Source organism: Bacillus sp. SD088 (genome assembly GCF_017355205.1).
Taxonomy (GTDB): domain Bacteria; phylum Bacillota; class Bacilli; order Bacillales; family Bacillaceae_C; genus Lederbergia.
Window position 1 is genome coordinate 49,266 of record NZ_JADIJK010000014.1, and the last position, 24,036, is coordinate 73,301.

The following is a 24,036-nucleotide window of genomic DNA, read 5'->3' on the forward strand; positions in this document are numbered from 1 at the left end:
GATGGAGGTGAGGATTTGTCCGGGATACTAGCGGCAATTGGGTATTTATTCAAAGAGCTAATGTTCCTTGTTTCATATGTAAAAAATAACGCTTTTCCGCAACCTTTATCCCCAGAAAAAGAAAAACTCTACTTAGAACAAATGGCAGAAGGAGATGAAACAGCACGTAACCTTTTAATTGAACATAATTTACGGCTTGTTGCCCATATCGTAAAAAAGTTTGAAAATACTGGTGAAGATGCAGAAGATCTAATTTCTATCGGGACAATCGGATTGATTAAAGCAATTGAAAGTTATTCCTTCGGTAAGGGGACCAAATTGGCTACTTATGCTGCCAGATGTATTGAGAATGAAATCTTAATGCATCTTCGGGCATTAAAAAAAACAAAAAAAGATGTGTCATTACATGATCCAATTGGTCATGACAAAGAAGGGAATGAAATTTCCTTGATCGATGTTTTAAAGTCAGAACTGGAGGATGTATTTGACACCATTCAATTAAACATGGAATTAGAACGAGTAAAAAAATATATTGACGTTTTGGATGAGAGAGAAAAACAAGTGATTGTCGGCCGCTTTGGACTAAACTTAAAAAAAGAAAGAACACAGAGAGAAATTGCAAAGGAGTTAGGAATATCAAGAAGCTATGTATCACGAATTGAAAAACGAGCGTTGATGAAAATGTTCCATGAATTTTATAGGGCAGAGAGAGAAAAACTCAAAAAAACGCAGGGAGATGATTGAGGTTCCACTTTATAAAGGGTTATAATATTATGTTTTTCATTACAGTACGACTGGGACATAAGTATTCTCATCAAAGAAAAAACCGAACAAGTATGTGCATATACCTCTACTTCGGAAATATACTTCGCTTTCCGCTGGTCATGGAATAGATACATTTCAGCAGCTTGTTCAACAAGCTACAATGGCAACCTTATCCTTTTTGGGATGGGTTGCTTTCTTAACTTATAATAGTAATCCACTATATGATTCGATGCTTTTTTTGTTGACGAATCATGTTCCGAACGATGTGAAGATTACTTAAAGCGCATTATGCAAGTACATCCGTGTACAGAAATAGTGGGCAAAGTCATTCGTCAATGACTTTACCCACTAATCTTAGTATGTTTTATAGTTCAGGATATTTCCTTGATCATTTCTACTACAAGCTGAGCGGAATGAACAGCAGCAGTCTCAAGGAATTGGTCAAATGAAATATTAGAATCTTTCCCTGCTATATCAGATAAAGATCGGATGACGACGAAAGGAACATCAAATTGCGATGCTACTTGTGCAATCGCAGCTCCTTCCATCTCAACCGCATAAAGATCCTGAAATTGTTGACGAACGAACTCCACTCTTTCAGGGTCATTCATAAATGAATCACCTGTTGCAATTAGTCCTTCTACTGTCTGAATCTCGTCAATTTTCTCAGCGGCTCTTACCGCCTTTTCTACAAGAAAAGCATCTGCCTTAAAAGCAGGTGGCATTTGTGGAACTTGACCATATTCATACCCAAAAATAGTGGCATCAACATCATGATGGCGAACCTCTGTTGAGATCACTAAATCTCCAATATTTAAGTCAGGATGATAACCACCAGCAGAACCAGTGTTAATCACAATATCTGGTTTGAATCTTTCCAATAATATCGATGTTGACATTGCTGCATTGACTTTCCCAATTCCAGATTTCAACAAGATTACTTGCTTGTCCTCTATTTTCCCAACTGTAAACTCACAATTAGCAACAATCTCTGTTTTTATATCGACCATTTGCTTTCTTAATATCGAAACCTCTTCCTCCATTGCACCGATGATTGAAATGATCATGCTGCATACCCCATTCCTATTCTTGACCTTTATCGTTTTCGATTAACTTCTTCACTTCTGTCGGTTTCCATCCCTCGCCATCAACCCATTCAAGATATACCCGATAAGCTTCATCTGGCTTACTTGATTCAGATACTGTCATAATAGCTTGACTTCCTGTATCGTCCCCTTTTCTAGTCCACCAATTTGTCATACTGTCCGGGGAAATTCCAATGGCATAGGCAGCAGCCTTCTCTTTTTCATTCCAATCTGTCGATCCCATTTCCGAAGAATATTGATGCTCACCTGATTGTTCTGTGCCAACTGGCTCCCATGAAGGATCTTTGATCACTTTATCAACATTTGCTTCATCACTATCCTCTTCAATTACCTCTTCGTCTTCTGCATTCTCATCAGTTTCTTTCTCTTCATCCGCATCTTCTTTTTCTCCTGCTTTATCTGTTTTGTCTTGCTTATCATCTGATTGTTGATTTTCCTTTGTTTGTGCTTCTGTTTTAGCTGCTTCTTTCATTTCTTTCTCTGTCTTACTATCTGTTAGGAAAATATTGCCACCTACTATCAGAATAAGAATGACTACAATCGCAATCAATGTATTTAGTACAATATTTGTTTTCCTTCGTTTTGCACGTTGTTCATAACGTGAATTAATTCGATTAAATTTATCTGGCATATAATCCACCCCATTTCCATTGTCTATATCATATCATGGACAGGAAAAAACGTGAATTAAATTTTCTCTTATTTGCTATTCAATTTTCTTCCTCATGGATCATCTCAACTAAATCAGCATAAAGACTTGTTACTGAGCCTTGATCATCTTTCACCCCTAAATTAACCGTCACAAGAACGTATTTGGGATTTTCAAAAGGAAAATAACCAGCAAACCATTTGTTATACAACTGCTCATCCTCAGCTTGCATACCTGTTTGTGCTGTACCGCTCTTCCCTGCCACATCATAAGGGAGATTTTGAAAATAAGCACCCGTTCCTTCTGGATCTGTTACAACTTTTCGAAGTAATTGCTGCATTTTTTGTGCAGTAGCAGTTGAAATCGATATGTCTTTTTTATCCTGGGCAGGAAATTCAAACATTGAGCTTCCGTCCGCATATTGAATCTCAGATGCAATCCTAATCGATTTCCCTTTCCCTCCCCTTGCAATCGTCGCCATCATATTGGCAACTCCGATTGGTGAGACACGAACCTCATGCTGGCCAATTCCAGTTTGCGAAATAAAATTATGGTCAACTTGATCATGATTTTGCAAAAATATTCTTCCTGTAGAAGCTGTAAATTGTTTAAAGTCATTCAGATAAAAAACATTCCCCTCCCAGCTCTGAGCTCCAATTAAACCTAATTTCTCGGCATAAGCTTCTAATAAATGGGGGTCCTTGTCCTGAATTTTATTGGCAAGTTCCGCAAATGTACGATTGCAACTACGCGCAAAGCTATCTTCTATATTCAACTCACCTAATTGGCGCTTAGCACTATCGCCCCTAATATCAAGATTACAATTAAAATGGTCCGAATTCGTTATTAATCCTTCTTCAAACGCCGCTGTAGCCACAACTGTTTTAAATATAGACCCTGGAATCTGCGCTTCAAACATTTGATTGACCACCCCTTTATCATCAAAAGGGCTTTGACTGTTAAGAACAGGACGAGATGCATCCGCAATCACTGTACCTGCTTCGATATCCAATAAAATAGCCCCACCATTTTCAACTTCATATTGATCTAGTAGCGATTCCATTTTTTCTTGTATCGTTCGATCAATCGTCGTTTTCACATTAAGGGGATAATACGGATTATTCTCACCTGTATATTTGACATCAACGCCAAACAAAGGGTTCCCTATTGCATCCACATGAAAAATTAACTTCGTCGGTGTATCAGGTAATAAAAATTCATCAAATTGCTCTTGTAAGCCGGTAACTCCTATTTTTAAATCACTGATATTTTTTTCCGGATATCTTTCTTTGAGTTTTTCATTATTTTCACCAACTACACCAATAAGTTGGGCTGCCGGTAATGTATCAGGAATCCATTTTCGTTTTAAGGAAACAACTCCAGGAATATTTAATTCGTTGATCTTATTAGCTTGTAACTCGGTTAATTCCCCATAAATAAAAGGAGATGCAGCATTCTCTATTTTCGCTGTTAACTGCTTTGATGGAACTTGTAAAATTTCAGCTACTCCGTTTTGATCCCACTCAATCCCTTTTAAAAAAGGGAATAACACCAGAACCATCTCTTCACGATGTGAAAGTGGCTTATCCTCTGAATCTAAAAACAGTCCGCGTCCATCATCAATGAATACTTGCTGTGTCCTTTGCTTCACACTTTCTTCAAAAAGATTAACCTCATGTTTCGAAAAATTTTCGGTTTGAAATAATTGAATTTGCATTAATCTTCCTAATAATAGTCCTAATCCTAATAGAATACTGATTGATAAAAAGACAACACGTTTCTTGCTCATGCAACCACCTCAAGAACAGTGTTGCCTTTTTAACAATTAATCAACCTATAGCTGGAAAATAAAGGGTAAATTGTCGCTTCCATCACCAGCCAAAGAACTATTGAAGAAGGAGCCTCCCAAAAGTCCATTAACTGACTTATGAGAGGCTCCTCTTTTATTCTTTATTGAATTGAAACAAGTCTTACTTTCATTTCTCCTCCAGGTGTTTGCACATTCACTTCTTGATCTACCTTATGGCCCAATAAACTTTTGGCGATTGGAGAATCGTTGGATATTTTTCCTTCAAACGGATCTGCTTCCGCACTTCCAACAATCGTATACGTTTCTTCGTCACCATCAGGAAGTTCAATAAATGTGACCGTTTTCCCTAATGTGACCGTATCTGAATTCAGATCATCATCCTCAATGATTTTCGCATTACGGATCATATTTTCTAAAGTTGTGATACGTCCCTCTACAAAAGCTTGTTCTTCTTTTGCAGAATCGTATTCCGAATTCTCAGATAGATCTCCAAAACTACGAGCAATTTTAATACGTTCCACAACTTCTTTTCTTTTAACCGTTTTTAATTCTTCTAGTTCTTGTTCAAGTCTTTCTTTACCTTCTTCTGTCATTGGGTAAACCTTTTCGACAGCCATTCCCTTCACTCCTTATCTGTTTAAAACCTCTATATATTAAATATTGAATGTATACATGATAACGCGCCTATTTAGAGGCGCGCATGTTCTTCATGTGAGTACATGTATATATAGTATCTATGCTATATTATTACAAAAATAACTTTTGTTCAAGATAGGCTTATCTTTACACAATTACAAATGAATATCAATATTTATACTTTCCGACTCACTGCCAAGCCATCCCCAACCGGGAGAATAACTGTTTCAAATTCATTTTGGCTCATTAACCATTGATTAAAATTTTCCAGCTTTTCTGCTATTTTTGTCAATCTTTTATTTTCCCCAATAGTTGGATCTGCTACTAATCCTCTGAATAAAACATTATCAATATAAACACATCCTGATGGTGCCAGTAAATCGCTGTACATTTCAAAGAATTTTTTATATTGTCCCTTCGCAGCATCAATAAATATAGTATCAAAGGGACCATATATGCTCACTGTTTCAAAAACATCTAATGCATTTCCATGGATGATGTTGATTCTTTCTTTAAAACCAGCTTGTTGGATATAATATTGAGCTCTTTCCACCTTTGATTCGTCGATTTCTATGGTGACGATCTGGCTATCCGCTAAAGCCTCTACCATTCTAAGAGCGGAATATCCAATAGCTGTGCCGATCTCCAAAATGCGTTTCGGTTTTTGGAGCTTCATCATGTGTAACATCACTTCTATACCGGCTAAATCCATAATAGGAACATGTTCATCTTTGGCATATTGCTCCATCTCATAAAAAATACTTGGACGAGTGCCCATAAGAGAGTGGAGATAATTTCTTACCGATTCATCTATCACTCCGAAGCTTCCTTCCTTTTATCTGTTATATGTTTTTTCTTTAAAGCATTATGCTCTTCCAATGTTTTTGCGAAGTAGACATCACCTGTCCCATACTCTGCTAGGAAGTAAAGATAATCGGTATCAGCAGGATTCAAAACAGCTTCGATCGACTCCTTACCAGCATTTGCGATGGGGCCTGGTGTTAATCCTTTATGCACATACGTATTATAAGGAGAATCTACTTGCAGATCTTCATACATTGTCCTTACTTGATGTTCCCCTAAGGCATAAGCAATCGTTGGATCTGTTTGTAAAGGCATATCTTCCTCTATACGATTCACAAAGACGCTTGCAATCTTTTGGCGATCGGCTTTAGCTGTTGCTTCTTTTTCAATTAAAGAAGCCATCGTCAACAATTCATGAACACTCATTTTTTTCTCAGAAAGCGCCTCGGTATAGTTCGCTAACACAATTTGCGTTTGCTTTATCATTGGATCGATAATCGCATCTAATGATGGCTTTTCCTCATAAAAAGAATATGTTGCAGGATAAAGGTATCCTTCAAATGGATGCTTAATTGCATCAGCTTTCATATCATCTGTAATAATTTCCGGATATTTTTCCGCAAATTCATCCACTGTTTTAGGATCGTCTAATTTTTCCATAATCTCCTTTGCTGAATAATCCGTTTGTTTAGCCATTACTTCTGCAATTTGCTCTAGTTGAAATCCTTCAGGCACAGTGATCTTAAATACTTCTTTGCTGACTAATTTCCCCGTTTGCAGTGCATCCGTAATTTCCGCTAATGTCATAGAAGGAGAAAATTTGTAATTTCCCGCTTGGAATCCAGAAATGTTATTAAATTTTACATAATATTTGAAAATCGTTCCATTTTTAATAATTTTCTTTTCTTCTAATAATTGTCCAATCGAGCTTGTGGAGGATCCAATAGGAACTTCAACCTCTTTTTGCTTTTGATTATCAGGATCAAGTGGTTTCAATGATGATTCAATATATATATATCCCCCCAAGAAAACTCCCCCCGCAGCCAATACTAAAATCAGGGCGATAATGGCTACAATTCTTCTAATGATTCTCGCCTCATTTCCTCTCTCAATCAAATTATTTTTAATGATCGTCTTTTTGGATAATTTATTGTTTTTCTCGCGACTTTTACCCGCCACGTACAATCCCCCTTATGAAGCAAAAAAGCTACTCTATATTTTTTCCTGTTCATTATACTATAAAAAATGTCTAATTTACTCGTAAAATGAAATATAACATTAAAAACTGAAGTGAAAAAGGGGAGGTACTGTCCGTTCATGCGGAATAAAAGAGATGGACCTAGCTTTTATTATGAGCTAGGTCCATCTCTTTCATTATTCGGAAGATTGTTCCTGCTATTCCTCTTCTTCAGCCAGAAAAGTATTTAGCATTTCTTCAATCATATCCCATTCTTCTTCTGTTTCAATGGGTTGCAGATTTCCCCCATCACTCTCATTATTTTGATTGTAAGCAGACGCATGAATTTCGATATCTTCCTGCTCATCTTCTTCCGCTCCTGCTGGGAAGTATAATACGTACGATTTATTAAATTCTTCTGAATCAAAGGTGAATAAAATTTCATGTAACTGTTCATTTCCCTCTTCATCTACAACTGTAATAAATTTATCACCGTTTTCCATATCTTCACCTCATTATTGTTGGCTATCTAAATAGCCCTGTAAAATCATGCTAGCGGCCATTTTATCGATAACCTTTTTTCTTTTCTTTCGACTTACATCTGCTTCAAGTAATACGCGTTCAGCTGCCATTGTACTTAAACGCTCATCCCATAATAAAACTGGTAACTGAAATTGCGTCTCCAATTTTTCGGCATAGGATTTGGAAGCTTCTCCTCTTGGACCAACCGTATTATTCATATTTTTCGGGAAACCAACGACAATTTTTTCTACGTTGTATTCGTCAATGACCTGCTTGACTCGATTAAAGCCAAAATTATTTTTCTCTTCATCAATTGGGATGGTCTCTACCCCCTGGGCAGTCCACCCCATTTCATCACTGATTGCTACACCAACTGTCTTGGACCCTACATCTAAACCCATGATTCGCATATATTATTCCTCTCGATGCTGCTTTAAATACGATTTAACTAGCTCTTCAATGATTTCATCTCTTTCTAGCTTTCGCATCATATTCCGTGCATCCTGATGACGTGGAATATAGGCTGGATCCCCGGAAAGTAGGTAACCAACGATTTGGTTAATCGGGTGATATCCCTTTTCTTGAAGAGCTCCATATACCTGTAATAAAACCTCTTTTACTTCCCGCTCCATCGGATCCTCATGAAAATCAAATCGCATTGTTTTATCAAAAGAGCTCAATATATAACACCTCTCTTAAGACATACCATAAAAGTGATGTTCAAAAAGGAGCAAGTCGGCTTCGACACTGACATCCAACCATCTGCCGACATATTTTCACCGAACTTTTTGAACATCCTCTTAAAGATATGCCCAATTGTTAAACATTACCTTTATTGTACATGATTTCGACTTGGAATCAAACGGATTTCACCCAATCCTTGACATAGTTTAACGCTTCTTCCAATTTTTCGGGGTTTTTCCCTCCAGCCTGAGCCATATCTGGACGACCGCCGCCACCGCCGCCGCAAATAGCTGCAACTTCCTTTACTAATTTCCCGGCATGATACTTTTCAGTTAAATCCTTTGTAACTGCGGCAATAATATTCACTTTTCCGTTATGACTTGAAGCCAAAACAATGATACCTGAAGATATTTTTTGTTTTAAATCGTCAACTGTTGTTCTTAATGTATTCATATCCGTTGAATGAACCTGACTCACTAGAACCTTAACGCCTTGAATCATTTCGACTTGATCAAGTATTTCCCCTGCTTCTTGATTCGCCATTTTGGCTGATAAAGATTCATTTTCACGGTGAACTTCTTTTAATTCATTTAACAGGGATTCCACTCTCTGAACGAGATTTGTTGGTTTTGTTTTCAGACGATCTGCTAGCGTACCAAGCTTCTTTAATTCGCTATTGACGAGTTCATAGGCAGCCTGACCCGTTACAGCCTCAATTCTTCGTGTTCCAGCACCAATTCCACTCTCAGAGAGAATTTTGAAGAAGCCAATGGAAGCACTGTTTCTGACATGACATCCACCACATAATTCTAGACTATAATCACTAATAGAGACAACGCGAACCACTTCACCATATTTCTCACCAAATAAAGCCATGGCCCCTTTCTCTTTCGCTTGGTCAATCGGCATCGTTTCAGTCACGACAGGTAATGATTCCCAAATCTTCTCATTCACAATATGTTCAATTTCTGCTAATTCATCTGGCTTTACTTGCCCGAAATGAGAAAAGTCAAAACGAAGCCGATCGGGACCAACATAAGATCCAGCCTGGTTTACATGTTGTCCAAGTACATCTTTTAAAGCTTGATGCAGTAAATGAGTAACCGTATGATTTTTTTCAGTATGACGACGTTTCGTTTCGTCTACTTGAGCATATACTGCCATACCTTCCTTCAATACTCCTGCCTCTACCTTTGCTTTATGGAGATTTTGCCCATTTGGCGCCTTCTGAACTTCTGTTACTTGTACGAGTAAATCCCCGCTGGTTAACTGCCCATGATCCGCAACTTGACCACCGCTTTCCGCATAAAAAGGTGTCTTTTCAAGGATAAACTCCACTTCATCTCCCGTAGCTGCAGATACGACTAGCTTTCCATCCTTTACAATCGCTTGGACTTTCGTTTCCACGCTTAACTGTCCGTAGCCGATAAATTCACTCTCCACGTTGATATCACCTAGTACGCCCCCTTGAATATGCATTGATGCTGAATCTTCACGTGCAGATCTTGCCCTTTCCCTCTGCTGCTCCATTGCCTTTTCAAAACCAGAGTGATCAATGCCCATTTGTTCTTCCTCAGCATACTCTTCCGTTAATTCTACAGGAAAACCATACGTATCATACAGCTTGAATACGTCGGCCCCTTCAAGCACCGTCTTGCCTTCCTTCTTAGCCTGTCGGATCATCACAGATAAAATCTCTAATCCGTCATGCAATGTCTCATGAAAACGATCCTCTTCATTCTTCATCACTTTTTGAATAAAATCCGTTTTCTCCATAACATTCGGATAATAATCCTTCATAATGTCTGCAACAGTCGGGACTAATTGATACATAAACGGTTTTTCAATTTGAATTTGTTTAGCATATCGTACAGCCCTTCTCAATAAACGACGCAATACATAACCACGGCCTTCATTGGAAGGTAAAGCCCCATCGGCAATCGCAAAGCTTACTGTACGAATATGATCCGCAATGACTTTAAAGGCTGTTCCTGTTGCTGCCTCATAGGTTTGACCAGAAATTTTCTCTGTTGCACGAATAATCGGCAAAAATAGGTCTGTGTCAAAGTTGGTTGGGGCATTTTGAATAACAGAGGTCATTCTTTCCAAGCCCATCCCTGTATCAATGTTTTTCTTTGGTAAAGGCGTATATGTTCCATCAGGATTATGATTAAATTGAGAAAAAACTAAATTCCAAATCTCTAAATAACGTTCATTTTCTCCTCCTGGATAAAGTTCGGGATCATTTGGATCATCGCCATACTCAGGACCTCGATCATAGAAAATCTCCGTATTGGGACCGCTTGGGCCTTCTCCAATATCCCAAAAATTTTCCTCTAAGCGAATAATTCGCTCTTCCGGTAAACCAATTTTCTCATGCCAAAGGGCAAAAGCCTTATCATCCTCAGGATGGATTGTCACTGATAATTTTTCTTCCTCGAAACCAATCCATTTCGGATCTGTTAGGAATTCCCATGCCCATTCAATCGCTTCTTCTTTAAAATAATCACCGATCGAGAAATTACCCAGCATTTCAAAAAAAGTGTGATGTCTTGCAGTTTTCCCTACATTCTCAATATCGTTTGTGCGAATTGATTTTTGTGCATTGACAATACGAGGATTCTCAGGCTTTACCCGTCCATCAAAATATTTCTTTAAAGTGGCAACCCCGCTGTTAATCCACAGTAATGTTGGATCATCTTGAGGAATTAAGGATGCGCTCGGTTCGACTTTATGACCTTTTTCCTGAAAAAAATCCAAATACATTTGTCTAATTTCTGCACCAGTTAATTGTTTCATCTCTTTCACTCCTTAAAAAAATATAAAAAAGCCCCGTCCCTATACAGGGGCGAAGCTATTATTCACGGTACCACCCTGATGAGTCACATAATAAAACCAATGACCCACTCAGTGCTTTAACGCAGCAAACGGCAGGGATTAGCTGCTCTCAGGATTGGCGTGTTGTTAATGCTCCGAATAGAATTTCTTTCAGCCTTGGAAATTCCTCTCTAGTATCCGCCCTTTTTTAACAACTAGATCCTTCATCAAGTTCCATTTATTAACTTAATCCATAATCGCATTATAGAAAGAGAAGCATGATTTGTCAATCTATGACTGTCTAGTTTTTATTAAATAGTCCCTAGAATGAACAATCGCGATCTTTATTACAGCCAAAATTGGGATGGATAATATCATTCCTATTACTCCAAAGACCTCCCCTCCAACAACTAAGGCTGCCATAATAAATAGCGGATGCATATGAAGGGATTTCCCAACGATAAATGGTGATAAAACATTCGCTTCTAAAAATTGAATAATAAGCATCGCAATCGTGGTAATAATCGCTAATTTGGGTGAAGTTAATAAAGCGATCGCCACTGTGGGAACTAAGCCAATAATAGATCCAAAATAAGGAATAATATTCGTAACGCCAATAAAAATTCCTAACATAATTGGATAATTTACTTTTAAAATGACCAAGGTAATAGCCGACAAGATAGTGACTAAAGCACACACTAAAATTTGACCGCGAATATATCCACCCAATGATTCATTTACCGCCTCGAGAAATTTCTGTCCATTTCCACGCCATTTTTTTGGCGCTATGTACCACGCGGCTCTTTTTAATAACGAAATGTCTTTGAGCATATAAAAGGAAATAAACGGAATGACCGCAATGATCACAAGATGGTCGATTAACTTAACAAGAGAATTAATGCTTTTTTCAATCCAATGATTGAACCAATTTTCTAGCGCGTCAATCTTATCATCAATTTGATCTTGAATGCCGTCGGGAAAATGAGATGTTGATACTTCTAGATGATGAATCCAATCTCGGTATTGTCCGATAAAAATCGGGAGCTGGTCTGAAAAATCTCGAAGTTGACGAATAAACATCGGAATTCCAGCATAAAGTCCATAACCCATTCCTACAAAAAAGACCACATAAATAACCGTAATTGCTAATGTTCTATTGATACCGAACTTCTCTAAACGAATAACAATGGGATGCAGAAGATAAGCGATAAATCCGCTTAATAAAAAAGGCATCACTCCAATCATTATCGCTCTTAATAGAGGTATCCATACTGGTTTGATCAGTAGGAAGCAATAAAGAGTTAGAAAAATGAGTAATGCGATACTAAGTTTTATAATAAATTGGAGATGACGCTCTTTCAAAGGTTCTCCCTCCTCGCTGTTAGTTTCTCATGCGAAGGGAGAATTTATGTAAAAAAAAAGAGGCTGGGACAAAAGTGTTTTCACCCAAAAAAACCGAACTAGTATAATGCATATCCTCCGCTCCGGAAATATACTTCGCTTTCCGCGGGCGGCTGGTGAGCTTCCTCAGGCTTACAGGATGTAGGCCAGGAAGGCATTGCGCCAGGACGGTTTTAGAGCTTAACTTTTTAGTTTTGTCCAGCCTCTTGCTAATTAACTAAGCTTGCGGAGTTGCTCATCAAATAAATCATCCAATGAACTTAGGCTTCCATCCTCTTCGACTTGATGAGTATGGATTGTTTCCTTCCCAATGGATAATTCAATAAAGCAATTCCAACAATAATATTGATTGACGCCGATCTTACCGAGATCCTTACTTTGGCAATTCGGACATTTCATCATCATGACCACCTCGTAACTTATTCACTGACATTACGAGTGTCTCTTTTCTAATCTGGGGTGGAAGTGAAGTCCGAATGATTCGTTTTCCTTTGGTGATATCAGAAAAGAAACCATCTGTCAGCTCATACCCTACGATGGTGCCCATCTCTTCTAAAAAATATACATCATCTAATAAACCTAAGGTTTCTCCTTCTTGAGAAATGGTCTTAATTTTGGTTAGAGGCTGATCATGTGTCATGGTATATGTCCGCTCATCTTTGCTATAGGATCTAAGTTTGTCGTCAGAGCGAAGCGTGATCCCGCTCTCTTCCCAAGCAGTTACTTCTTCCATTGGCAAAATAAATTTCTTCCCCATTAACCCTTTTTTCTGTAATAATAAATGAGTTACACGGCCATTCTCTTCAATACAAATATCACAAACTGAGCCGAAAAGCTCACCTTGATGATCATATATAGGCGTGTCCTTTAAGAGGGAAAAGGTCCGCAAAAGAATCTACTCCTTTCCGAACATCTTTATTTTCCCTCGACCTCCATAAAATCATAAGGTGTAACATTTTCCATTCCAATCATCGGATCAATCATCATCCACGTCTCTTCCGATAATTCTTCGCCAACTTCTTTTTCCTCGTTCAATTGCAATGAACTCAATTTTTCGTAAAGAGATGTTTTCCTTTGTTGATCATCTTCCCTTTGGATCCCGATTTGGAACGCTTGTTCTTCCCCACATAAAACTAAAGACTTTTTACTTCTGGTAAGCCCTGTATATAATAGATTTCTTCTTAACATGCGATAATAACTACGCACGATTGGCATAATGACGATTGGAAATTCGCTTCCTTGAGATTTGTGTATGGAACAGCAATAAGCCAGCGTAATTTGATTCAAATCTGTTCTTGTATAAGTGACTTCTGTTCCTTCAAAGGATGCAATCACCATATCCTGTTTTTCGGTCGTTTCCTTTGCCGTTAGAATTGAGATAATTTCGCCGATATCGCCATTAAAAACATTTTTTTCAGGCTGATTGACAAGTTGTAAAATCTTATCTCCAATTCGATATTTCGTTTCCCCAAATGAAAGTTCTTTTCTTTTTTGATCTTCATTTGGATTAAATATTTCTTGTAAGATTTGATTCATTGCATCAATTCCTGCAGGTCCTCGATACATCGGAGCTAACACTTGGACATCCATGGCGGTGTATCCCTTTTTTTTAGCACTTAAAACAATTCGTTTGATCACATCACTCATTTGATCTGTATGACATTTGATAAAAGAGCGGTCCTTTTGTGGTTCTAATAGATCAGTGGGGATTTCACCTTTTTTCACTTGATGTGCAAGCTCGATGATGGAAGAACCTTCTTTTTGCCGATAAATATCCGTTAATTGAACAACTGGAACCGCATGTGATTTTAATAAATCCTTTAATACTTGTCCTGGTCCAACAGAAGGTAATTGATCTTCATCACCTACCAATACCACCTGAATTTGAGAAGGAAGTGCTTTAAATAATTGATGTGCTAGCCATGTATCAACCATCGACATTTCATCAACGATCAATAATTTACCTTCTAATTCCCGCTCTCCATCAGAATCGAGATTCTCCTGTGCTGTCATTCCTAAGAGCCTATGAATGGTCATGGCCGGTAATTCCGTTGACTCTGACATTCTTTTTGCTGCTCGACCTGTTGGTGCTGTTAACAGAATAGGAAACGGCTCTTCCTGTTTATAAGCTTTTGGGTCCAGCGAGCAGCCATGCAGCTCACCATAAAGTTCGACAATCCCTTTAATAACGGTCGTTTTCCCAGTACCTGGCCCACCTGTTAAAATCATGATCGGGTTAGTCAAAGCCGTTTGTATAGCCTCTTTTTGTGACGGTGCGTATTGAACATTTAATCGTTCCTCCAATTTCCCTAATGCTAATAAAAACTCCGATTCAGGAAATTGATCAGCATATTCCGTCTGTTCCATCACCCGGTTAAGATTTGTTACAATTCCTTTTTCGGCAAAATAAAGCGAAGGTAAATAGATCCTCTTTTTTTCGCCTATAATTTTCCCTTCTTCTTCAAGACTAATAATCGCTTGTGCAATATTATCATAGGGAATTTCTATATGTTGACTATCTTCCAATAATCCTTTTACTTTTTCTAATAATTCTTCTGATTCAAGGTACACATGTCCATTTTTCAAACAATCTTGCTCAAGCAAATAGAGACAGCCCGCTTTAATTCGATCCGGATGATTCCCAGTAATCCCCAATTGTGAACCTAACTCATCTGCTCGTCCAAATCCAATCCCTTCTACATCTTCAATTAATTGATAAGGATTTCTTTCCAAAATAGTCAAGGTTTCTTCCTTATAAACCTGGTAAACCTTCATAGAGATTTGTGGACCAAATCCATATTGGTTTAACCCAACCATAATTCTTTCAAGCCCCTGGTGTTCCAGTAATGTCTCATACAAATCTTTTGCCGTCTCTGGGGCTAATTTTGGAATCGAATCAAGTAAGGATGGTTGTTCAAGAATTCGACTAATCGCAGCTTCTCCGAGCTCTTCTACAATTCTTTCGGCGGTCTTTTTGCCAATTCCTTTAAATAATTCACTGGACAAGTAAGTCACAATCCCTTGCTTGGTTTGCGGCATTACCTTTTTAAAATGACTTGCACTAAATTGCAGACCGAATTTAGGATGCTCCTTCATTTGCCCATAGAAAACATACGATTCTTCGTCCTGTAATTTTGGAAAATGGCCGACAATTACGGCTTCTCTATCTTTTATTTCCATATCTGTTTTCTCAATCCTTATTCTGACCACAGAATAGAAATTTTCTTCATTATGAAAAATAGTCACAAGGTGATGTCCTTGAATATATTTTTCCTGCTCAGAAAAAAGATCAAGCGAGTCTTGCCGCACATCCATACTTCTCTCTCCTAACAGCTTTATTTCTTACTTTCCAATAATTCTACAACAGCCTTTCTTGCATTTAGGGCTAATACATGATCTGGTTGAATGGCTACTGCTTGATCTAATAATGTGAGGATGTAATCGGGGTCTGCTTCTGTAACCGCATGAGCGATTGCTACATTATAATAAGCATCCGCATGTTGTGGATCTTTTTCTATGACGATTTGTAGTTGGTCGATCGCTTCTTTATAGGCTTCAGATTGGGCTAATGCCAAACCATATTGAAATCTTGCTTCTACATCATCCTCATTTAATTCTATACTTCTTTGTAAATAGGGAAGCGAAAGGGTAAATTTACCTAAGGACATAAAACACATACCAAGCATATAATACAAATCATTGGTATCCAATCCATTTGCGAGCGCCTTCTCAAACATCCCTACAGCTTGATCATATTTTTCTTGATTAAAATAATAATTTCCATAGCTATAAAAAGCGGCTGCAGCCTGATCATCAAGTTCAATCGCTTTTTGTAAAAACGATTCAGCACGTGCTGTTTCTCCAATCGAGATCAGTACATTAGCAAAATTCACGTACCCGACGGGATCCTTAGGGTTCTCTTCAATCACTTCAGTAAATAATTGAACTGCTTTTTCAATCTTTCCTTCTTGTAATAACTCGATTGCCTGTTTATTTTTATCCATACTTCACACTCCGAACCATTTTCTAATGAAATTATAGCATAAAATTGATTGCTGATGGTTTCTCAACGATCTCATTACCTGATGAGAATCGTTAATTTTCAATCAAAAATGTCAGCCGTGGTCGACTGACATTTCTAAAAGTTATATATTGTATATTGTCTACCCAACGTACATAAGTTGAGAATCCTCTTTATAAATCTGATCAATTGTTCCGCCACCTAGACATTCATCTTCTTGATAGAAAACGACCGCTTGTCCTGGTGTAACAGCTCTTACAGGCTCTTTAAAGATCACCTTTACTTCTTTTCCTGGTAAAATATGCACTTCCACCTTTACATCTGGTTGGCGATAACGGAACTTAGCTGTACATTCAAAAATTGCCGGTTTTGGTATAGTAGATATCCAATTGATATTTGTCGCAATCATGGAATCTGAGTAGAGGGTTGGATGATGAAATCCTTGTTCAACAAACAATATATTTCTTTCTAGATCCTTTCCAACCACAAACCATGGCTCACCTTCTCCGCCAATCCCAAGGCCATGACGTTGACCAATCGTATAATACATGAGCCCATCATGTTGCCCCATCTTTTGTCCATTTAATGTCTCCATCCGGCCCTTTTGTGCAGGTAAATAGCCTTGTAGAAATTCCTTGAAATTTCTTTCACCGATAAAACAAATGCCTGTACTATCTTTTTTCGAAGCTGTAGCAAGCCCAGCCTTTTGAGCTATTTCACGTACTTCTTTTTTACATAATGCCCCTAATGGAAACATGACTTTTTCCAATTGTTGCCCACTTAATTGGTTTAAAAAATATGTTTGATCTTTATTTTCATCCAAGCCTCTTAACATTTTAACTTCTTTTCCATCATTGGTTACTTGAGCATAATGTCCTGTAGCAAGATAATCTGCCCCAAGATTCATCGCATGATCTAAGAAGGCTTTGAATTTAATTTCTTTATTACACATCACATCTGGGTTAGGTGTTCTCCCAGCCCTATATTCATCGAGAAAGTACGTAAATACTTTATCCCAATATTCCTTTTCAAAATTTACGGCATAATAAGGGATGCCAATTTGATTACAGACTTTGATGACATCATTATAATCCTCTGTTGCTGTACAGACTCCATTTTCATCAGTATCATCCCAATTTTTCATAAAAATACCGATAACTTCATAGCCTTGCTCTTTTAATAAAAGAGCGGCAACAGAAGAGTCAACGCCACCAGACATACCGACAACTACTCGGGTATCTTTTGGTGCTTTTTTCATCTTAAATCTTCCTTTCAATTTTGAAACCTACGAACGATTTTAGCGATTTCCTTTCCTGCTTTCACCATTTGTTCTTCTGTATTATCAATCCCAAAACTAAAGCGAACCGAATTGCGAACCCGCTCCGATCCTTCGCCAAACATCGCAACTAAAACATGGGAAGGTTCGACTGAACCTGCTGTACAGGCTGAACCACTAGATGCCGCAATCCCGACTAAATCAAGATTCACAAGCATTGATTCCACATCGGTTTGCGGGAAACTAATATTCAGGATCTGTGGCAAACCTTCAGTAAGCGCACCATTTAAATTCCAATCAATTTTTTCCGCTTCGAATGTTTTGATCATTGTAGCTTTTAGCTGTGAAAAAAATTCTGCTTTCTTCTCTAAATCATCCATTGCGATTTGAGCCGCTTTGGCAAAACCAACAATGGACGGCAAATTCTCCGTACCAGCTCTCCGCTTTCTTTCCTGCTCTCCGCCATATAAAATAGGGACAATGCCTGTGTCAGCCTTTATATATAGCATGCCAATTCCTTTTGGACCATTGATTTTATGAGCTGTTACCGACAGCAAATCAACGCTTAACTCGGTGACATCAATCGGTTTTACTCCATATGCTTGAACAGCATCTGTATGAAAAAGCGCTTGATGGGATTGTAATAAAGAAGCAATCTCCCTTATTGGTTGCAATGATCCTACCTCATTATTTCCATACATAATTGTCACTAAAATGGTATCAGGACGGAGGGCCGCTTTTACTGAGTCTAGAAGAATTTCTCCTTGCTCATTAGGACTTAAATAGGTGACGTCAAACCCTTCTTTCTCCAGATACTGACATGTATGAAGAACAGCATGATGCTCGATTTTAGAGGTAATAATGTGTTTACCAAAATGTTTCTTTGCTTGAGCTGTTCCTAAAATGGCTAAGTTATCTGCTTCTGTTCCCCCACTCGTAAACACGACTTCATCAGGAGTAGCCCCGATACTTTGAGCTACTATCAACCGAGCATCATCCAATTGTTTCCGTGATTCTCTGCCAAAAGAGTGAATACTAGAGGGATTTCCAAATGTTGTATTTAGGACCTCTGTCATTTTATCTAGTACGAGTGGATGCAGCGGAGTCGTTGCTGCATGATCTAAATAAATTCTTTCCAATTCTCTCACCTATTTCATTTCAAACTGACCCTTGAACAGATTTAAATATAAAACATATAAGGGGTCTCTGTTCCATCCTCTTCATAATTAGCTAGATCCTCAATGGTCGTGTTATCTAAAACATCTTTCACTGCATCGCGGACTTTCATCCATAAATTGCGTTTGGCAGGTTCTTCTTCTTCAATGCCTTCAACTGGACTAATCGGCCCCTCTAATACACGAATAATATCGCCTGCCGTAATCTTCGCTGGTTCATTAGCGAGGATGTACCCTCCATAAGCACCTCGGACACTTTTCACTAAACCAGCATTTCGTAATGGCCCAGCAAGCTGCTCTAAATAATGTTCAGAAAGGTTATGTGTTTTGGCAATTGATTTTAGTGAAATCGGGCCCTCTCCATATTTCTTACCTAATTCAATCATTATAGTTAATCCATATCTTCCTTTAGTTGAGATTTTCATAATTCTGCACTCCGTTCTATTCTTTGATCTAATTTATTATTCACCTTTAAAAACTTTCTTGCTATAAACTGACATTGAGGTAATGCAAATCCAATAAAAGTACCTACCGTTAGGCTAAAGATAATCGTTCCATAAAAAACAGGTCCTCCTAAAATCCAGCCAATTGCAAGGACAATCACTTCCATGATTCGTCTCACTGTCGCAATTTTCCAGCCTGTTTTTTCCTGTAAAGCAAGCATGAAGCTGTCTCGAGGACCAGCCCCCATTTCAGCTGAAAGATAGATTCCCATTCCATATGCGTTAATGATCATCCCAATAAAAAACATGATAAACTTCTCGACCATATGATCTGGTTCGACCAGAAAGGGAATTTTCATATACATATCAATGAAAAATCCAACAAGAATCATATTCAAATAGGCGCCAAATTTGGGCCATCTTTTCATTAATAAAGACGAGCTTCCTAACACAATGAATCCAATGAGAATAGACCATGTTCCAATTGTTAAACCAAGTTGATAATAGAGACCAACATGTAAAACATCCCATGGAGATACTCCAAAATTTGATATGATCATAAGGACAATCCCAAAAGACATAATGAGAAGCCCGATCACAAAAAGGAAGAATCGTTTATATAGCTCTACATTTTTCACCTCATCAGACTCCTTCGCATTTCACTATTATAGCATATCCATCATATTGAATGCATATATCTGACTATTTTGGTATGATAAAAACAAAAGCGCAAGGCGCCCGCCTATCGGCGACAAGCAAATGTTCTGAGACAAAGAAAGGCGTTTTTTGCCTTTCATTGTCTCAGGTTATTTGACCTCGAGCCGATGGCGCCTGGAGCTAGACGACACAAAACTCAAAATTTCAACTTATTCACAAGCGACAATTTTATAGTTTCCTAAGCCAAAACAAAAGCGTAAGCGCCTTGATCTAGGGAGAAAGGCTAAATTCGCACCGTCTTGGCGACAGACTCAACCGCGACGTCCTGTCGCTTCGTCTGTACTAGTACATCCTGTACATCGCAACGCCGATGAACTCACATCTTGTGAGTTTCTCGGGTCTATGCGCTGGAGCTGGATGTCAATTACAACCTTAAAGTTATCCATAAGCTAAGATTTTATAGTACTCAAGCAGTTTGGAGAGATATTTGTGAAGAAACAACCTTTAGCTTTTAGAATGCGTCCCAAAAACATCGATGAGGTGATGGGACAGCAACATTTAGTTGGTGAAAACAAGATTATAGCAAGAATGGTCAAGGCAAAGCAATTATCGTCCATGATTTTATATGGTCCTCCTGGAATCGGTAAAACATCGATTGCCAGCGCGATTGCTGGAAGCACACAATATGCTTTTCGTGCTTTAAATGCCGTGACAAATAATAAAAAAGATATAGAAGTGGTCGCCGCTGAAGGGAAAATGAGTGGAAAAGTAATCCTCTTGCTTGATGAGGTTCATCGTCTTGACAAGGCAAAACAAGATTTCTTACTTCCCTATTTGGAAAACGGTACAATTATTTTAATTGGAGCCACAACAAGCAATCCTTACCATGCGATTAATCCAGCAATCAGAAGCCGCTGTCAAATTTTCGAATTATTTCCATTAAGTGAAGATGAAATTAAACAGACATTAAAACGAGCATTAGAAGATCCAGAGAGTGGGCTTGGTACTTATTCCATCTCCATTGAAGAACAGGCTTTAGATCATTTTGTTACGGCAAGCAATGGGGATGCTAGAAGCGCTTTAAATGCTTTAGAGCTAGCTGTTTTATCAACTGATCCTGCTGAAAACGGTCAAATTCATATTACGGTGAACGTCGCAGAAGAATGCTTACAGAAAAAAAGCCTAGCCCATGACAAAGATGGCGATGCTCATTATGATGTTTTAAGTGGTTTCCAAAAGTCGATTAGGGGCAGTGATGTCAATGCAGCTCTTCATTATTTAGGGCGGTTGATCGAAGCTGGGGATCTGCCAAGTATTATTAGAAGGCTTTTAGTAATTGCCTATGAAGATGTTGGTCTTGCCAATCCTCAAGCGGGATCTAGAACCCTTGCTGCGATCCAAACAGCTGAAAAAATCGGATTTCCTGAAGCGCGTATTCCGCTGGCCAATGCTGTGATTGAATTATGCCTGTCCCCTAAATCGAATTCAGCCATAACCGCTATAGATCAAGCACTTAGTGATATTAGAGCAGGACAAAGCGGGGAGGTTCCTCTTCATTTAAAGGATGCACATTATCAAGGAGCCAAAAAACTCGGCAGAGGAATTGATTATAAATATCCTCATAACTATGAGAGTGGCTGGGTGAAACAGCAATACCTCCCTGATAAACTAAAGCACAAACAATATTATGATCCTAAAAAGACAGGTAAATTTGAACAGGCCTTAGCAACGGTCTATGAGAAAATTAGGAAGAATAATCGTGAATAAAAATAGCACAAACTTAAAAGCTGGAGGCATCATTCCTGGTAGCATTATGAATGGTATTTTTTTCGATATTGTCCAGGTGTCATGCCTTCCACCTTTCGAAATGAACGGATAAAAGAAGCCGAGCTATTGAAATGAAAGATCTCCGCAATCTCAGAAATCTTCAAATCTGTTTCTCTTAACATTTGTTTCATTTTTTTTACTCTAAACTTTAAAAGGTATTCACTGAAGCTTAGTCCCGTTGCCTTTTTAAATACTCTGCTAATATAACTAGGATGGAAATTTATCTTAGCAGCTATCATCTCAAGCGTTAAATTGCTAGTAAATTCCTTTTCTATAATGGATATGACACTTACTGTAATATTAATTTGTGCGCTCCTTTGTTTTTCGGCATACTTTTCCAAAATCGGTGGTAGTATAGTCTTTGTAAACCAACTTCTAACTTCATCAATATTCTTGTGCCGTAGTATCTCCTCAAATAATAGTTTATTGCCGAAAAGGGCTTCCGAAGTTTCATTCAATTCTTCAACAAGCTCCAAAAGCTTAGATAGTAATTGAACCATTATGTTTTGATACTGCTGAAAAGAAATATTATATTTTGTAACCGTTACCATAAATTCATTTATTGATCGTTCAGCCTCTTCTGTATGTGCACCCTTTATCGAATCTATTAGCTCCTGACAAACCTGTTTCGGAAAAATGCTTTTTTCAGTGTGAACTAGAACAACATCATCAATATTTATGATCGTTCTAGGTTCTATTTTCTGATAAAACCTAAGTGCCTCTGTTGCTTCATTATAAGCATATTCGGTGTTAGCTAGATTCCTATAAGGGCGACTAATTCCAATACGAATATTTAATTCATGATAGTTCTGAACCAAACGATGAATTTCTTCAGCCAAACTGTATAAATATTTATTATGATCTTTCGGATTTTTTTCATGGATTTGTATGATGTTCACTTGGTAATCATTCAAAACTACCGGAGGAAAGCGTACTCCGATAGGGACCGATTTGCTGATTAGATTCTTAATTGAATATAATATTAATTCATTATCTGCTTCTTTGTATTTAGCTTTTCCCAGCATATCATTTTCAATAACGAGGACAGCCAGTGATTGCCAATCTGTATTAAATTCTAGATCCTCTACCATTTCATTGATTTTTTCAACTTTTAGTTGTCCCATAAACAAACCTAAAACAAAGAATTCTTTTAAATGTTCTCTTTGAGTTTCAATCTGATCCTGAAATTGAGAAATCCCATTCCGTATACTTATAAATTCATCCTTTAGATTTAAAATGTTTTTACTACCTTCGTGAGACACAACAGATTGATACATGTGAAGAATTGGCTGATATAAATGCCTGGAAGATAAGGAGACAGCGATAATTGTAGCAAGCAAAATAATTCCACACACAATTGCCGTATACCAGCCGATATCCTTTGAGTTCTTGGTGATAGCTCTTATCGGGACAATGGATAAATAAGTCCAATAATTATAAGAAGATTTACTAAAATTAACGCCAACATGCTCATCATTTATTTTCAACGTAAAATAACCATTTTCCATTTCTTTTCTTCTCAGTTCATTAATCAGCTTATCTGATGTAAGAAGGTGATTCCAAGATCTACTTTCAGAAATTAGTTGGTAATCACTATCCAATACAAAGAAATTTTCTATATTTTTATTCCGATTCATTAACTTGCTAATTTCCTTCTTCGGAATTGATATCCTTATTAGCCCTTTTGGTTCATTCGTTAACAAAGGTAGTTTTTTTACTAAGTTGACAGATTCCACATTGTCTTGCGAAATCGTCATCCAAGTTGAAGAATTGGGAATTTCTTTTACACTGGAGTATTTTCTAAAATACCCCGTTTCACTAGGATAATTTAATCCAGCTTTCGTAATCACCCAGTTTTCTCTAAAATTAATTAGTTCTATCTCATCACTCCATAATTTGTTTGTTTGAAATCTTTTCATCGCAGCTAATAAATCTCGATATGTTACAAAATCTTTAGAAGTTAACCTACGTTCATAGTTAGAGGTAAATAAGGGGGACAAAATAAATTGCGTTACATTATTGTCTAGTGACTCTAGGTGATATTCTAGACTCATCTTAGTCTGCTGTAAAACTTGCATATTTTCTTTTGCAACTTTTTCTTCTATTTCGCTCGCTGCCTTGTAGTAAGATAGAACGCCTAATATAATGACAGGGATAGTTGATAATAATAGACTAAATATAAATAGTTTTTTATAATATCTTGATTTTTTCATCTTAATTAAGATCCCCCTTATTTCACCATTGTATTCAGGCTCTCCTAATATAT

22 protein-coding genes are annotated in these 24,036 nt (G+C 37.7%); 2 read left to right on the forward strand and 20 right to left on the reverse strand.

Annotation, left to right across the window (positions count from 1 at the left end; translation table 11 throughout):
* Nucleotides 1-15: 15 nt before the first annotated feature.
* A complete protein-coding gene (gene sigK, locus IPU53_RS13490; protein WP_207451500.1) occupies nt 16-744 on the forward strand; it encodes an RNA polymerase sporulation sigma factor SigK in 729 nt (242 codons plus the stop codon).
* Between the two features lie 392 nt (nt 745-1,136).
* On the opposite strand, the gene mtnN is transcribed toward sigK, so the two are convergent.
* The 19 genes from mtnN to IPU53_RS13585 form a co-directional block, all read right to left on the reverse strand.
* Complete coding sequence (mtnN, locus tag IPU53_RS13495; RefSeq protein ID WP_207451503.1) at nt 1,137-1,832, reverse strand: 5'-methylthioadenosine/S-adenosylhomocysteine nucleosidase; 696 nt, start codon at nt 1,830-1,832, stop codon at nt 1,137-1,139.
* A 16-nt stretch (nt 1,833-1,848) separates the two neighbouring features.
* Nucleotides 1,849-2,502, reverse strand: a complete 654-nt coding sequence (locus IPU53_RS13500; protein ID WP_207451505.1) for a YrrS family protein — start codon at nt 2,500-2,502, stop codon at nt 1,849-1,851.
* 79 nt (nt 2,503-2,581) lie between these two features.
* Entirely contained in the window at nt 2,582-4,309 is a 1,728-nt protein-coding gene (locus IPU53_RS13505) for a penicillin-binding transpeptidase domain-containing protein (protein WP_207451506.1), read from the reverse strand.
* A gap of 161 nt (nt 4,310-4,470) precedes the next feature.
* On the reverse strand, nt 4,471-4,947 hold the full coding sequence (greA, locus tag IPU53_RS13510) for a transcription elongation factor GreA (protein ID WP_207451507.1): 477 nt from the start codon (nt 4,945-4,947) through the stop codon (nt 4,471-4,473).
* Between the two features lie 194 nt (nt 4,948-5,141).
* Nucleotides 5,142-5,783: an O-methyltransferase gene (locus IPU53_RS13515; RefSeq protein ID WP_313886495.1), complete on the reverse strand. Its 642-nt coding sequence runs from the start codon at nt 5,781-5,783 to the stop codon at nt 5,142-5,144.
* The gene (mltG, locus tag IPU53_RS13520) at nt 5,780-6,949 is read right to left on the reverse strand and encodes an endolytic transglycosylase MltG (RefSeq protein WP_207451508.1); all 1,170 of its coding nucleotides are present in this window, start codon (nt 6,947-6,949) and stop codon (nt 5,780-5,782) included. The genes IPU53_RS13515 and mltG overlap by 4 nt, the downstream gene beginning before the upstream one ends.
* 216 nt (nt 6,950-7,165) lie before the next feature.
* The gene (locus tag IPU53_RS13525; protein WP_207451509.1) at nt 7,166-7,450 is read right to left on the reverse strand and encodes a DUF1292 domain-containing protein; all 285 of its coding nucleotides are present in this window, start codon (nt 7,448-7,450) and stop codon (nt 7,166-7,168) included.
* 12 nt (nt 7,451-7,462) lie between these two features.
* A complete protein-coding gene (gene ruvX, locus IPU53_RS13530; protein WP_207451510.1) occupies nt 7,463-7,879 on the reverse strand; it encodes a Holliday junction resolvase RuvX in 417 nt (138 codons plus the stop codon).
* A 3-nt stretch (nt 7,880-7,882) separates the two neighbouring features.
* Nucleotides 7,883-8,149, reverse strand: a complete 267-nt coding sequence (locus tag IPU53_RS13535; protein WP_207451511.1) for an IreB family regulatory phosphoprotein — start codon at nt 8,147-8,149, stop codon at nt 7,883-7,885.
* A 178-nt stretch (nt 8,150-8,327) separates the two neighbouring features.
* Nucleotides 8,328-10,952, reverse strand: a complete 2,625-nt coding sequence (gene alaS / locus IPU53_RS13540; protein WP_207451512.1) for an alanine--tRNA ligase — start codon at nt 10,950-10,952, stop codon at nt 8,328-8,330.
* 309 nt (nt 10,953-11,261) lie between these two features.
* Entirely contained in the window at nt 11,262-12,332 is a 1,071-nt protein-coding gene (locus IPU53_RS13545) for an AI-2E family transporter (protein ID WP_207451514.1), read from the reverse strand.
* Nucleotides 12,333-12,584: 252 nt separating this feature from the next.
* A complete protein-coding gene (locus tag IPU53_RS13550; protein WP_057989149.1) occupies nt 12,585-12,773 on the reverse strand; it encodes a hypothetical protein in 189 nt (62 codons plus the stop codon).
* Entirely contained in the window at nt 12,745-13,260 is a 516-nt protein-coding gene (locus IPU53_RS13555; RefSeq protein WP_207451516.1) for a PRC-barrel domain-containing protein, read from the reverse strand. The genes IPU53_RS13550 and IPU53_RS13555 overlap by 29 nt, the downstream gene beginning before the upstream one ends.
* Before the next feature lie 26 nt (nt 13,261-13,286).
* Nucleotides 13,287-15,686 carry an SF1B family DNA helicase RecD2 gene (recD2, locus tag IPU53_RS13560; protein WP_207451518.1) on the reverse strand — a complete coding sequence of 800 codons (2,400 nt, stop codon included), beginning with the start codon at nt 15,684-15,686 and terminating at the stop codon, nt 13,287-13,289.
* Nucleotides 15,687-15,706: 20 nt separating this feature from the next.
* Nucleotides 15,707-16,375 (reverse strand): tetratricopeptide repeat protein, encoded by a 669-nt coding sequence (locus tag IPU53_RS13565; RefSeq protein ID WP_207451520.1) that lies wholly within the window; start codon nt 16,373-16,375, stop codon nt 15,707-15,709.
* Between the two features lie 159 nt (nt 16,376-16,534).
* Nucleotides 16,535-17,650: a tRNA 2-thiouridine(34) synthase MnmA gene (mnmA, locus tag IPU53_RS13570; RefSeq protein ID WP_207451522.1), complete on the reverse strand. Its 1,116-nt coding sequence runs from the start codon at nt 17,648-17,650 to the stop codon at nt 16,535-16,537.
* A gap of 14 nt (nt 17,651-17,664) precedes the next feature.
* The gene (locus IPU53_RS13575; RefSeq protein WP_207451524.1) at nt 17,665-18,807 is read right to left on the reverse strand and encodes a cysteine desulfurase family protein; all 1,143 of its coding nucleotides are present in this window, start codon (nt 18,805-18,807) and stop codon (nt 17,665-17,667) included.
* A gap of 41 nt (nt 18,808-18,848) precedes the next feature.
* Nucleotides 18,849-19,268, reverse strand: coding sequence for a cysteine metabolism transcriptional regulator CymR (gene cymR / locus IPU53_RS13580; protein WP_207451526.1), 420 nt, complete (start codon nt 19,266-19,268; stop codon nt 18,849-18,851).
* Entirely contained in the window at nt 19,265-19,924 is a 660-nt protein-coding gene (locus IPU53_RS13585) for a YczE/YyaS/YitT family protein (RefSeq protein ID WP_313886496.1), read from the reverse strand. The genes cymR and IPU53_RS13585 overlap by 4 nt, the downstream gene beginning before the upstream one ends.
* A gap of 535 nt (nt 19,925-20,459) precedes the next feature.
* Here IPU53_RS13585 and IPU53_RS13590 point away from each other — a divergent pair.
* Complete coding sequence (locus tag IPU53_RS13590; RefSeq protein WP_207451632.1) at nt 20,460-21,710, forward strand: replication-associated recombination protein A; 1,251 nt, start codon at nt 20,460-20,462, stop codon at nt 21,708-21,710.
* 44 nt (nt 21,711-21,754) lie between these two features.
* Here the strand turns inward: IPU53_RS13590 and IPU53_RS13595 are convergent, their stop codons facing one another.
* Entirely contained in the window at nt 21,755-23,983 is a 2,229-nt protein-coding gene (locus IPU53_RS13595; protein WP_207451528.1) for a helix-turn-helix domain-containing protein, read from the reverse strand.
* Nucleotides 23,984-24,036 lie beyond the last annotated feature (53 nt).